The following is a 13245-nucleotide window of genomic DNA, read 5'->3' as shown; positions in this document are numbered from 1 at the left end:
CTGGGTAAGGCGAGATTGTTTGACCTCGCCTCGCGCTCTACTCCCTCTCCCCTCCGGGGAGAGGGCTGGGGTGAGGGGCGAATCTTGCGAGAACTTCCAAAATCGCCTCAAGCACTGCGTCAGTATTCGTCAAAACATCATCGTTCCAAAAACGCAGTACACGATAGCCTAGTGTCTCCAGCCTGCGCGTTCGCTCCGCATCTTGCTCCATCTGCTCCGCATGCTGTCCGCCATCCAGTTCCACAATCAGCTTTGCCTCCGCACATACGAAATCGACGATGTAACGATCGATTTCATGCTGCGTGCGGAACTTCCGTCCAGAAAACAGCCGATTGCGCAAATGACACCACAGCAATCGCTCCGCATCTGTCATGTTGCCGCGCAGATCCCTTGCTCTGCGGACATGCATCCGCTTCATCCCTGAGTTCCTTTCTACATCTGGCGAGGCTGACCCCTCACCCCAGCCCTCTCCCCGGAGGGGGGAGCGAGTTAAAAGCCGCAAGATCACTCAATAATGATCTCTTCCGCCTCATCGCGCAGATTGTACGGCGAGGACATCACCTTGCCGTAAGCGCCGGCCTGGGCGATCAGCACTACGTCGCCCTCCTGCGCTTCCGGCAGGCGGCGATCGGAGCCGATCACGTCGCCGCTTTCGCAGATCGGGCCAACCACTTGGTAGAGCGCGGTGGCGGGTTCGTCCAGGCGGGTGAGGTTTACGATTTCGTGCCAAGCGTCGTACAGCGCGGGGCGAATCAGGCTGTTCATGCCGGTGTCCACGCCGAGATAACGCCACGAGCCCTTGCCTTTCTGCTGCGTCACGCGCGTGATCAGCACGCCCGCATCGGCCACCAGGTAACGGCCGGGTTCCATCCACAGCGCGTAATGCGGATACGCGGCTTTCACCTTGTGCAACATCTCCTGCAATGCCGCGATATCCAGCTGCGCTTCGCCGGGATGCGAGGGCACGCCGAGGCCGCCGCCGATATCGAGGAAAGCGACGCTGCCGATGCGTTCGGCGATGCTGGCCAGCTGGCCGTACACCTCACCCCAGTGCTTGACGTCGAGAATGCCCGAGCCCAGGTGCGCATGCAGGCCGCGCACGGTGACGCCATGCGCATCGGCCAGGCGCAAGAATGCGTCGAGTTGGTCCACCGGCAAACCGAATTTGCTGCCGCTGCCGCCGGTGCGCACCTTCTCGTGATGACCCAGGCCACGGCCAAGATCCAGGCGCAGCACGATTTCGCGACCGCGGAATACATCGCCCCAATGCTCCAGCGGATAGAGCGAATCCAGCGATACCGTGGCACGCGTGGTAAACGCCCATGCGTAGTCGGCACGCGGCGCGAAGTTGGGCGTAAACAGCAACGGCGCCGATTCGGGCACCACCGCCATCACCGCTTTCAATTCGCCTGGCGACACGCATTCGAAACCGAAGCCTTCCTCGGCCAGCGCAGCAAGAATGGCCGGGTGCGTATTGGCCTTTACCGCGTAATGCAGGCGATCCACCGCAGCAAGCGTTTTCAGCTCACGTGCCTGCTTGCGCACGGTCGGCAGGTGATAGACGTAACGCGGCGTGGCTTCTGCGCCGAGCGTCAGCAAGCGCTCGCGGCATTCCGTGCGCCACCAGGCATCGCCCGCCGTCACGGTTTCGCCGCTGCCGTACAAGCTTTGCCAGCTTGGTCCGAACAAGGCGCTGTCGTCGGTGCGCAACGCGCCGGCGGCGATCAGCATTTCGTGCAGGCGAGGTACCAGTTCGTCGACCACGCTCTCATCCACCACGAAAGTGAGGTTGAGGTTGTTGGACGACTGCGAGATCAGATGCACGCGCAGCTGGCCGAATTCCGCCAACACACCTGACAAGGTATGCAGCATGGAACGCATGCCGCGACCGACCATCGTGATCGCCGCGCATGGCGCAATTACCTTCACGCGGCAGACTTTCGCCAGGTCGCTGGCGAGCGCGGCGACAGCGTTGGAATCGAGCAGATTCTCGGTGGGATCCAGCGACACGGTGACGTTGGTTTCCGCCGAGCTGATCAGGTCCACCGACAAGCCATGCTGCTTGAACTGCGCGAACACGTCGGCCAGAAAGCCGACCTGCTGCCACATGCCCACCGACTCCATCGACACCAGCGTCAGTCCCTTGCGCGCGCTGATCGCCTTCACACTGGGTGCATGCTCACGCACTTCCGGGCCGATCACCGTGCCTTCCAGCTCGGGGCGATTGGTGTCCTTGATCAACATCGGCACACGCGGCTCACGCAGCGGCGACAGGCAGCGCGGATGCAGCACTTTCGCGCCGGTGGAAGCGATTTCCTGGGCTTCTTCGTAATCGAGTTTCTGCAGCAGGCGGGCACCCGGCACTTGGCGCGGGTTGGCGGTGAACATGCCGGCCACGTCGGTCCAGATTTCCACACGCTGCGCTTTCAACAATGCGCCGAAATACGAAGCCGACGTATCCGAACCGCCACGGCCGAGCAGCACAGTACCGCCTTGTGCTTCGCGTGCGATAAAGCCCTGCGTGATGAACACTTCACCCAGCCTGGCCAAGCGTTCGTTCAATGCAGAATCGGGTTTGGCCTCGACCATCGCCGAAAGCAGTTTGGTGCGTTCGTTTTGATTCGGCAGCGCAACTGCGGCAAGGCATTCGCGCGCATCCACCCATTGCGTGGCCAAGCCGCTGTGCGAAAGGAACGCTGCGCCCAACGCGCTGGACATCAGCTCGCCGTGCGCCTGCACCAGCGCGGACCATGCGAGTTCACCCATCACAGCCGGGCCTTCTTCGGCCAGCTTTGCCAGTTCGCGCAGACGTGCAGCCAAAGTGTCCGGCACGGCAAGCTGCATGTGATCGAGCAGCTCGTAGTGACGCTGCACGATCGTTTTGTAAGCCTCGATGCGTTTGCCTTTGTCTTCCTGGGCGCACAGTTGTTTGAGTGCGTCGGTGATGCCGGTCAGCGCGGACACGACCACCAGCACGCGCGCGCCTTCGGCACGACGGCTGGCCATGAGTTCGCGGATGTTCTGCCAGCGCGGCAGGGTAGCGACACTGGTGCCGCCAAACTTCATCACGATCCAGGGTGCGCCGGCGGAAAGCGGCGCGGGGGCATTCGAGGTCACGGTTTCTCTGTCTAGGGCTGCGGGAAAGTCAATTCCGCCAGTGTTGCAACGCGTCAGCCGGAATGCAACCGATAAATCGGCATAGCGTTTGGATGGCTAAATGCTTGCGGTGCATAGCCCCTCTCCCGAGGGGATCTAATTAGTATGGATCTCAGCTTGCCGTGCTTTTTTTTGCTCGTCGTCCCGGCGAAAGCCGGGATCCAGTGACTTCGAATCGCGTGAAAGGCGCTGGACCCCGGCTTTCGCCGGGGCGACGATGAGGTGTAACTGAGATTCGACGCTAATCAGGCGTAGGAGAGAGGGATTCACCAAGGTGAGTTACTCGACCAATACGGGAATCTTCCCAATCTTCGCCTGCCACTCCCGCGGCCCGGTCTTGTGTACCGAGGTACCGGCTGAATCCACCGCCACGGTCACCGGCATGTCCTTCACCTCGAACTCGTAGATCGCCTCCATGCCCAGATCTTCGAAAGCCAGCACACGGCTGGCCTTGATGGCCTTGGAGACCAGGTACGCTGCGCCGCCCACGGCCATCAAGTACACGGACTGGTGCTTTTTTATGGCCTCGATCGCAGTCGGGCCGCGCTCAGCCTTGCCGACCATGCCCAGCAGGCCGGTCTGTGCCAGCACCTGCTCGGTGAACTTGTCCATGCGGGTGGCGGTGGTGGGGCCGGCGGGGCCGACCACTTCATCCCGCACCGGATCGACCGGGCCGACGTAGTAGATAAAGCGTCCGGTGAAATCCACCGGCAGCTTCTCGCCCTTGTTCAGCATGTCGACCATGCGCTTGTGCGCGGCATCGCGGCCAGTGAGCAGCTTCCCGTTGAGTAGCAGCACTTCGCCGGGTTTCCAGCTTGCTACTTCCTCGCGGGTGACCGTATCCAGGTTCACGCGGCGGCCCTTAGAGGCGTCGTAGGTGAGCTCGGGCCAGTCTTTCAGCGAGGGCGGATCGAGCATGACCGGACCGGAGCCGTCCAGGGTGAAGTGCGCGTGGCGCGTGGCGGCACAGTTGGGAATCATCGCCACCGGCAGATTGGCGGCATGGGTGGGGTAATCCTTGACCTTCACGTCGAGCACCGTGGTGAGGCCGCCCAGGCCCTGCGCGCCTATGCCCAGCGCGTTCACTTTTTCGTACAGCTCGAGGCGCAATTCTTCGGCGCGGCTCGATGGACCGCGGGCAATCAGGTCCTGGATGTCGATCGGCTCCATCAATGCCTCTTTCGCCAACAGCATCGCCTTCTCGGCGGTGCCACCGATGCCGATGCCCAGCATGCCCGGCGGACACCAACCCGCGCCCATGGTCGGCACGGTCTTGAGCACCCAGTCGACGATGGAATCCGACGGATTGAGCATCACGAACTTGGACTTGGCCTCGGAGCCGCCACCCTTCGCCGCCACGATCACGTCCACCGTATCGCCAGGAACAATCGAAACGTTGATCACCGCAGGCGTGTTGTCCTTGGTATTGCTGCGCTTGCCGGCGGGATCGGCCAGCACGCTCGCGCGCAGCTTGTTGTCCGGATGGTTGTAGGCACGACGCACGCCCTCGTTGACCATGTCTTCCAGGCTCATGCTGGCGTCCCAGCGCACGTCCATGCCGACCTTGAGAAACACGGTGACAATGCCGGTATCCTGGCACAGCGGACGATGCCCCTCCGCCGCCATGCGCGAATTGATCAGGATCTGCGCCATGGCGTCTTTGGCGGCCGGCGACTCCTCGCGCTCATAGGCCTTGGCTAGATTGGTGATGTAGTCGACCGGGTGGTAGTAGCTGATGTACTGCAGGGCGTCGGCAACGGACTGGATCAGATCGTCTTGCTTGATGGTGGTCATGGCGGCGGCTTTTTGCTGGGGGACGATGCCTGGCGAACCTTGCGCTAGCCGGGCATAACCATCCTATTGTGCCCCAATCCGGTCCCGCAGATAAAAAAGCGGCCGCGCAGAGCGGCCGCAAAAGAGTGGAGAACTCCTTGAATCAGAAACGGTATTCGGCTTGGAGTGAGTACATGCCGATGCGGGTGCTGTAGGTGTTCCCGTTGTTGGGGGCGCGATAGGTGTCGTAGGCCAGACCTAGGCTGAGATTCTTATTGAAGTTGTAGCCACCACCCAGACCGAAGTATTCGCCGGTGCCGACCTGAGCAACGCGATAGTAGGAGTTACCGCTGTCGCTCAGCAGACGGTTTTCGTAGAGGCTGCGCGCACGGAACCAGCCGGCGCGTGCATCGACATACCACTGCTCGGTGATGTTGTAGTTGAGATTGCCGCCAAGCAGCCAGCCGCGGGTTTGCACCTGTTCGCGCTCGGTACCGCCGCCGTAGTAGTTGACGCGCGCCGTGGCGTTGCCGAGGAAGCCGTAACCCGCTTCAACGCCGTAATCCACCACGCTGTTCCAGCGATAACCCACACGCAGCGCACCGGCTTTGCCGGTCTTGCTGAAGCTGTTGTCCTGACCCGAGTACGGATTGTCGACGCTGTAGCGGGAAGCACCGCCATTGGCATTGACGAAGAAATTGCCGTCGTCGGCGAGCGCTACGGATGAAGCCGTACCCAGCGCCAATGCGATGGCGATCGTTGCGAGCTTGCGCATGAGAAAACTCCTTGATGGTTTTGACGAGATTCCGTCTGATCGAACCGCACGAAGAGGAACGCGGTTTCGAGCGTAAAAATTTTGCAAAAGGTAACCAATCGCTTCGCCGGTGCCTAAAGAGATTTCTTCTACATAGGTAGGGTTTTTCTTACGCAATCCGTCTTCGCGCGAAGCACGCGCATCCGCGTACAAATCGTGTCTTGCCGTGGACTACGCACACAGCCTTGATGTTGCGTTGGATCGAGGAAAACCTTCTGAATTTGCTGGCACATGAAATTTGCTTTTGCCTACATGCAACTCAGGCACTTCCAGGTTCCACCAAACCGCTATAGGCTCCTTCGTGCGACGCGATGCCAGTCGTCAGGGGAGATGGACGACGTCGCTGGGAAGACGAATTTTCAGCCATATGCGCAACGCGTCTCGTGCGAATGAGGCAAGGGTGTGTGCTTTCGGCCTTTGCTACGCATGCGTGCGTGCTGTTGCGCTCATTCGGGAGGAGCAACATGTTTGCAACACTGCATCGCAAGTCGCTTTCGTTATCGCTTAGCCTGCTACTGGCCGGCGCAAGTGCCGGCACCTGGGCCGCGAACGCCACACCTGCTGTGGACGCGGGCACGGCACCGGCCAACCAGACAGCGCACGTCACCTTGTTTCTGAAGCTGCACAACGAAGCTGCACTGGAGGACTACATTCGCCAGACCGTCACACCAGGCAGCGCGCACTACCAGCAATTTTTGACCACCAGCCAATTCGCACAGCAATACGGCGCCACCGATGCGGAGATCGCGCGCGTACAGTCCTATCTGCGTAGCCAGGGATTGAGCAGCGAGGTCTTGCCGAGCCATCTGGCGATTCGCACCAGCGGTACGCTGAGCCAATTCGGTAAGCTGTTCCAGACGTCCATCCACACCTATGTTTCGAGTCAGAACGGTCATCGCTTCCACAAGCCGGCCATCTCGCCGCAGCTACCTTCGGCTATTGCCGACGTGGTGGACGTCGCCACCGGCCTGAGCAGCGAGAAGGTGTATCGTCCGCACCACGTTTCGACGCCCGCGCTCACCGCGCTAGGCACGCCGAACGCGAAGACCAACGCATTGGCTGCCAAGAGTTCCGGCGGGTCCAGCAATCCCACTGCGTCGGGCGTACCCGGCCAATACACGGTGGGTGACGTCGCCAATTTCTACAATATCAATCCGCTCTATAAACATGGCGTGGTCGGCAAGGGCTCGACCGTCGGCATCGTCACCTTGTCGAACTTCTATCCCAGCGACGCGACCACGTACTGGTCGGATATCGGCCTTGCCACCAAACCCAACCGCATCACGCAGGTGCATGTGGATGGTGGCGCCGCGATCGACGGCGGCAGTGGTGAAACATCCATCGACGTCGAACAGTCCGGCGGCGTGGCACCCTACGCAGACGTCCTCGTATACGACTCGCCCAACACCACCGCCGGCTACGTCGATGCATTTGCGCAAGCAGTATCGGATAACGTCGCCGACAGCATCTCCACCAGTTGGGGCCTGCCGGAAATCTTCAATTTCGCTGCACTGAACGTCACTGGCGCCAGCAATACCGACACCAGCGACGCGGGCGATCTACGTGCGTTCCACAAGATATTCCTGGAAGCGGCCGTGCAAGGACAATCGCTGTTCGCCGCATCGGGCGATTCCGGCGCCTATGACACGGTGCGCGACTTGGGTGTCGGCACAGGCGTGGGCCAATATACCGCGCCGCTCACCGTCGATTCGCCGGCTTCCGATCCCTTCATCACTGCGGCCGGTGGCACCACCACGCCCTACAGCTACGCCTTCGGTACCGGCCCGACCAAGTCCATCACACAGGAGAGCGTGTGGGGCTGGGATTATCTGCAGAACTACTTTGATACCTACATCGGCCCAGGTGTGGTCAACCTGTTCTCCTCGGGCGGCGGCGGTGGCGTCAGCGTGTACTGGCACAAACCGTTCTATCAGGCATTCACCGACGGTATTCGCCGCAGCCAACCGAATCAGTCGCTGGTCTACAACGACCCCAGCGCCGGTCCCACCACGCTGCTGAAATTGCCCAGCCATTTCGAGGGACGCAACGTACCAGATATCTCGCTCAATGCCGATCCGGAAACGGGCTACATCTTCGTGTCGACGGTTGACGGCGGCCTGCTTAGCGGCGAAGGCGGCACCAGCTTCGTAGCACCACAGCTCAACGGCATTACCGCGTTGCTGCGGCAAAGCACGGGACATCGCATCGGCTTGTGGAACCCGCAGGTGTATGCGTTGCAGAACATCTTCGGCTACGGCTGGTTCACGCCGTTCAAGAGCATCCGTGCCGGTGACAATTGGTTCTACTACGGCGCGCCGCGCTACAACCAGGGCGTGGGTATCGGCGCACTGGATGTGGCGAATCTGGATGTGTTCTTGCGTAGCGGCTTCTAAGTTGCGCTCCCTTCCCTCCCCCGCTATCGGGGGAGGGAGTTTCCGCGCGGCGGAATGCCTTGTTGAAGTTGTAGCCGCCGCCCACGCCGAAGTATTCGCCAGCGCGGTTTACAGCGTCACGGCCTGACTCGCTGCCAAGCGCGATGTGGTGCAGCACGTACAGCCTGCGCGACGGAACAGCCAACGCTGGCACCGATGCACACAGTTCGATGATGTTGTCGTTGAGGTTGCGCCTAGCAGCCAGCTCCGCGTTTGCTGTTGCTCAAGCCCGATGCCCATGTCATCGGGCAGGACGCCACGCATCACGACGCTGCCGAGAAAGTCATAGCCGGCGTCAACACAGTCATTCACTACGCTGTTCCAGTGATAACCCATGCGCAGCACGCGAATGCCTAAAGACATTTCTTTCACGAATGTGTGCGTTCGTTTGCGAACACTTGGCTTGCAAGACATGCGGCCGCCTGTGTGTGTGATCTAACGAACACAAACCACATTCACAGCCTTTATTTCTCGTCGACTCGCAGAAAAACAGAGAATCAGCCTCCACCAAGTCCTTCCAGGCTTCGCGAGCGAGCTATAAGCTCAAGGAAGCGGCGAGATGTGAGTCCTCGGGGAGACGGACAACGTCGCGGGAAAGATGCACTCAACCATGCGTAACGGCAGCGTCTCGCGCGAGACGAAGGTGTGTGCTCCAGGTCTGTCGTTGCGACCATCCAGTTTAAGGAGGAACACCATGTTCGCGAAGCTGCATTGCAAATCGCTTTCCTTATCCCTTGGCCTGCTCTTGGTCGGCGCGAGTGCCGGCACGTGGGCCGCCAACACTATCCCAGCCGTTGATGCCGGTGTGGCGCCGGCCAATCAAACCGTACACGTCACTCTGTTCTTGAAGCTGCACAACGAAGCCGCGCTGGAGGACTACATCAAGCAGACCGTCACGCCTGGCAGTGCGCACTATAAGCAATTTCTGACCACCAGTCAGTTCGCGCAACAATACGGCGCCACCGATAACGACATTGCACGTATACAGACGTTTCTGCGGAAACAGGGTTTGAACAGCGAAGTGCTGCCGAGCCATCTGGCCATTCGCACCAGCGGCACGTTGGGTCAGTTCAGTCAACTGTTCCAGACGTCGATCCACGACTATGTAGCGCGCGAAAACGGACGTCGCTTCTATAAGCCGATATCGTCGCCGCAGATTCCTTCCACCATTGCCGATGTGGTCGATATTGCCGTCGGCTTGAGCACGGAGAATATCTATCGCCCGCATCATGTCTCGGCACCCGCGTTTGCCACATCCGGAACGCCGAACGCGAAAACCCGGCAACTGAGCAGCGAGGGTTCCTCCGGATCCAACGGCAATCCCACAGCATCCGGCATTCCCGGCCAGTACACGGTGGGCGACGTCGCCAATCTCTATAACATCAATCCGCTCTATCAACGCGGCGTGGTCGGCAGAGGCTCGATTGTCGGCATCGTGACGCTGTCGGATTTCTATCCCAGTGACGCAACAACCTATTGGTCGGATATCGGCCTGACCACCAAGCCCAATCGCATCACGCAGGTACATGTGGATGGCGGCGGTGCGATCGATGGCGGCAGCGGCGAAACGTCCATCGCCGTCGAACAATCGGGCGGCATTGCGCCGTATGCCAACATCATCGTGTACGACGCACCCAACGGCGGCAGTGGCTACGTGGACGCGTTTGCGCAAGCCGTGTCGGACGACGTTGCCGACAGCCTTTCCACCAGCTGGAGCATGCCTGAATTTTTCAACTTCGCCGCGTGGTACGGCGGTAACAATAATGACACCACCGATGTGGGCGATCTACGCGCCTTGCACAAAATCTTCCTGGAAGCGGCCGCGCAGGGACAATCGCTATTTGCCGCTTCGGGTGATTCCGGTGCGTATGACGTCAATAGCTACTTCGTTAATGCGGTCGGTTACTCCATACCGCTCAGCGTCGACTCACCCGCCTCCGATCCGTACATCACCGCTGCCGGCGGCACCACCGTGCCTTTCAGCTATGCCTTCGACGGCGGCCCAAACGAATCCATCACGCTGGAAAGCGTCTGGGGGTGGGATTACATCCAAAACTATTTTTCCACCTACCTCCACATGGGCGTCGATGAGTTTTCCGTGGGCAGCGGCGGCGGTGTGAGCGTGTACTGGCATACGCCGTTCTATCAGCGGCTCACGTCCGGCATCCAGCGCAGCCAACCGAATCAGGCGGTGGACTTCTGCGATCTGCTCGGTCGCTGCAGTACGCTACTGAACATGCCCAGCGACTTTGCGGGCCGCAACGTGCCGGATATCTCGTTGAACGCCGATCCCGAAACGGGCTATATCTACGTGTCGACTTATGACGGTGGTTTGAACAGCGGCGAAGGCGGCACCAGCTTCGTGTCAGCGCAGCTCAACGGCATAGCCGCACTGCTACGACAGAGTTCGGGTCACCGCATCGGCTTTTGGAATCCGCAGGTGTATGCGATCCAGAACATCTTCGGCTACGGCCAGCTCTCCCCCTTCCACAGCATCCGTACCGGTGATAACTGGTTCTATTACGGTGCGCCGCAGTACAACCTGGGTGCGGGCATCGGTTCGCTGAATGTGGCGAATTTGGATGCGTTCCTGCGCAGTGAATTTTAAGTCGTAAGCCAACGCCCTTCCCCGCTATCGGAGAAGGGCTTGTTGTCGCTTGCAGAGCAAGCATGCCGGCGTCGATTGCTATGATGGCAGCCCATTTCACAACGTCGCATGCCCATGGCCTCCAAGCGCCGCTTCATGCAGCTCGATGTGTTTTCGCGCCAACCGTTGAAAGGCAATCCGCTTGCGGTCGTCATCGATGGCGATGGGTTGGATGAAGCCACGATGCGCGCGTTTGCGCGTTGGACAAATCTCTCCGAAACCGCCTTCCTGCTTCTACCGACGACACCGGAAGCGGATTATCGCGTGCGCATTTTCACACCGCGTCAGGAATTGCCGTTCGCAGGGCATCCCAGCGTCGGCAGCGCCTATGCCGCCATCGAAGCGGGATTGGTTGCCGGCAGCAAAACGAAACTGATCCAGCAGTGCGCTGCAGGTCTGCTGCCAATGGAGATCGAAAATCCCGGTGCCCAACGCATCATCCACGTACAAGCGCCTGCCGCTGGGCTGCAAGACGTCAGTGCCGAGGTACGTCGAATCATCGCCGAAGCGATCGGCATGGCATCGCATGATATGCAAATGAGCTTGGTGGACAACGGCCCACGCTGGTGGGTGTGCGATCTGCAGGAAGCATCACGCGTACGTGCTTTGCGGCCCGACCTGCATGCCATCCAGCGCCTGTGCGAGCAGCACGACGCCCTGGGCGTCAGCGTGTTCGGCCAGGAACGCTCCGGACTCGCGCAGATGGCCGTGCGCGCATTTTGCCCGGGAGACGGCATGTCAGAGGATCCGGTGACCGGCAGCGCCAATGCCGGGATCATGGCTTTTCTTACATCACGCGGCGATACCCGCTACGGCCTCAGCTATCTTGCAAGCCAGGGCCGCGAAATAGGCCACGACGGATACGTCAGCGTCAGGCGCGATCCCGCCAGCGGCGCCATAGTGATCGGTGGGCAGTGCGTGACGGTGATCCGGGGCGAACTCGATCTGGCGGAAATCGGATAACGCGCCCGCTCGTGCTTGCATGGGGTGAAAAAGCGGACCTTGCCGGATCGCATCGCCATTGCCATGCTCTGCCTTTCCATTCCAGGGGCTTTCCCATGACGTCACCGGTTACGGGCTATCAACGCAGCCTCCGCCTGCGGGACGCAGCGTTGGTGGTGATCGGCGGCATCATCGGCGGCGGCATCTTTCTCAACCCCGGCATTGCCGCGCAGCGCACGGAATCGGGCCTTGCACTACTGCTGGTGTGGGTGGGCGCCGGGGTGCTGACCCTGATTGGCGCGCTGTGCTACGCCGAGCTGGGCGCGCGCCGTCCGCATGCGGGTGGCAGCTATGTCTATTTGCGCGAAGCCTTCGGGCCGCTCGCCGGCTTCCTATTCGGCTGGACCATGCTGCTGGTGATCTATTCCGGATCGAGCGCGGCAGTGGCCACCATCTTCGCCAGCTACGCGGCTTCGGTGTTCGGCTTGCCGGCCGGCATGGCGACGCCGCTGGCGATCGGCGCGCTGGCGCTGGTGGCGCTGATCAATCTGTTCGGGCTGAAGTTTGGCGTGCAGATGCAGAACCTGTTCACGCTGCTGAAGCTGCTCGCCGTGGCGGTATTGGTGGTGTGCGGACTGTTCCTGGCCGGCGTCGGTAGCACGCCGCTGCTGGCCGTTGATCCGGCACGCGCGAACGTCGGCTTCATGGGCGCTGCGCTACCGGTGCTGTTCGCCTACTCCGGCTTCACCTACCTCAACAATCTGGCCGGCGAAGTGAAGGAACCGCAACGCACCCTGCCCCGTGCGCTGCTGGTGGGTATGCTGGGTGTCATCACTGTGTATGCATTGGTCAACGTGGCCTATCTGGCCGTGCTTGGCCACGATGGCCTCGCCCACAGCCGCACGCCCGCCGCGGAAGTGATGGGCAAGGTGTTTGGCCCGGCAGGCGCCAAGCTGATCGCCGTAGGCATCGCCGTCTCCACCTTCGGTTTTTGCAACATCACCCTGGTATCCGGCGCACGTGTATTGCAGGTGATGGGCGCGGATGGCCTGTTCTTCGCCAGTGTGGGGCGCCTGCATCCGCGTCATCACACGCCCAACCTGGCGCTGCTGCTGCTGGTGGGCTGGTCGATCGTGCTGGTGCTGTCGGGCAGCTACGGCCAATTGCTCGATTACGCCACTTTCGGCGATTGGCTCGCCTGCGCCGTGGGCGTGGGCACGCTGTTCTGGTATCGCCACAAGCAGCGAAGCGACGTGTCGTTCCGCGTGCCCGGTTATCCGCTGCTGCCGCTGATCTTTATTGGCACGATCGGACTGGTGGTGGTGCAAAGCCTGCGTACAAGCTTGGTGAATACGGGTATTGGCCTGGCCATCATGGTGGCAGGCATTCCGGTCTATCTGATCTGGCGACGATTGTTCAGCCCGGTTCGCCCCTAAATTCTTGCGTCAATGCCAAAATGCGCGAATAGGTTTAAGGAGACA

Annotated in this window: 9 protein-coding genes; 4 read left to right on the top strand and 5 right to left on the bottom strand. The window is 60.7% G+C overall.

The window, feature by feature from the left end; genetic code table 11:
* Positions 1-37: 37 nt before the first annotated feature.
* The 4 genes from ISP18_RS05615 to ISP18_RS05600 all read right to left on the bottom strand — a co-directional run bounded on the left by ISP18_RS05615 (position 38) and on the right by ISP18_RS05600 (position 5704).
* Positions 38-418 (bottom strand): endonuclease domain-containing protein, encoded by a 381-nt coding sequence (locus ISP18_RS05615; RefSeq protein WP_380007824.1) that lies wholly within the window; start codon positions 416-418, stop codon positions 38-40.
* A gap of 86 nt (positions 419-504) precedes the next feature.
* Positions 505-3117, bottom strand: a complete 2613-nt coding sequence (locus ISP18_RS05610) for a bifunctional aspartate kinase/diaminopimelate decarboxylase (RefSeq protein ID WP_380007821.1) — start codon at positions 3115-3117, stop codon at positions 505-507.
* 318 nt (positions 3118-3435) lie between these two features.
* Entirely contained in the window at positions 3436-4950 is a 1515-nt protein-coding gene (locus ISP18_RS05605) for a fumarate hydratase (RefSeq protein WP_380007818.1), read from the bottom strand.
* 142 nt (positions 4951-5092) lie between these two features.
* The gene (locus ISP18_RS05600) at positions 5093-5704 is read right to left on the bottom strand and encodes an outer membrane beta-barrel protein (protein ID WP_380007815.1); all 612 of its coding nucleotides are present in this window, start codon (positions 5702-5704) and stop codon (positions 5093-5095) included.
* A gap of 503 nt (positions 5705-6207) precedes the next feature.
* Here ISP18_RS05600 and ISP18_RS05595 point away from each other — a divergent pair.
* Complete coding sequence (locus ISP18_RS05595; RefSeq protein WP_380007812.1) at positions 6208-8136, top strand: S53 family peptidase; 1929 nt, start codon at positions 6208-6210, stop codon at positions 8134-8136.
* 108 nt (positions 8137-8244) lie between these two features.
* Here ISP18_RS05595 and ISP18_RS05590 read toward each other — a convergent pair whose 3' ends face one another.
* Positions 8245-8547 carry a hypothetical protein gene (locus ISP18_RS05590; protein ID WP_380007809.1) on the bottom strand — a complete coding sequence of 101 codons (303 nt, stop codon included), beginning with the start codon at positions 8545-8547 and terminating at the stop codon, positions 8245-8247.
* Between the two features lie 322 nt (positions 8548-8869).
* Here ISP18_RS05590 and ISP18_RS05585 point away from each other — a divergent pair, with 322 nt between their 5' ends.
* The 3 genes from ISP18_RS05585 (at position 8870) to ISP18_RS05575 (ending at position 13200) form a co-directional block, all read left to right on the top strand.
* Entirely contained in the window at positions 8870-10783 is a 1914-nt protein-coding gene (locus ISP18_RS05585; protein WP_380007807.1) for a S53 family peptidase, read from the top strand.
* 114 nt (positions 10784-10897) lie between these two features.
* Positions 10898-11785: a PhzF family phenazine biosynthesis protein gene (locus ISP18_RS05580; RefSeq protein ID WP_380010934.1), complete on the top strand. Its 888-nt coding sequence runs from the start codon at positions 10898-10900 to the stop codon at positions 11783-11785.
* 95 nt (positions 11786-11880) lie between these two features.
* Entirely contained in the window at positions 11881-13200 is a 1320-nt protein-coding gene (locus ISP18_RS05575; RefSeq protein ID WP_380007804.1) for an APC family permease, read from the top strand.
* Positions 13201-13245: the final 45 nt, after the last annotated feature.

The sequence above is a fragment of the Dyella humi genome (assembly GCF_044904605.1).
GTDB classification, from domain to species: Bacteria; Pseudomonadota; Gammaproteobacteria; order Xanthomonadales; family Rhodanobacteraceae; genus Dyella_B; species Dyella_B humi.
This window is presented reverse-complemented; position numbering and strand designations above follow the sequence as displayed.

Coding starts and splice junctions, on each gene's coding strand:
- ISP18_RS05575 (WP_380007804.1), top strand. CDS start 11,881: ATGACGTCACCGGTTACGGGCTATCAACGCAGCCTCCGCCTGCGGGAC.
- ISP18_RS05605 (WP_380007818.1), bottom strand. CDS start 4,950: ATGACCACCATCAAGCAAGACGATCTGATCCAGTCCGTTGCCGACGCC.
- ISP18_RS05585 (WP_380007807.1), top strand. CDS start 8,870: ATGTTCGCGAAGCTGCATTGCAAATCGCTTTCCTTATCCCTTGGCCTG.
- ISP18_RS05615 (WP_380007824.1), bottom strand. CDS start 418: ATGAAGCGGATGCATGTCCGCAGAGCAAGGGATCTGCGCGGCAACATG.
- ISP18_RS05600 (WP_380007815.1), bottom strand. CDS start 5,704: ATGCGCAAGCTCGCAACGATCGCCATCGCATTGGCGCTGGGTACGGCT.
- ISP18_RS05580 (WP_380010934.1), top strand. CDS start 10,898: ATGGCCTCCAAGCGCCGCTTCATGCAGCTCGATGTGTTTTCGCGCCAA.
- ISP18_RS05595 (WP_380007812.1), top strand. CDS start 6,208: ATGTTTGCAACACTGCATCGCAAGTCGCTTTCGTTATCGCTTAGCCTG.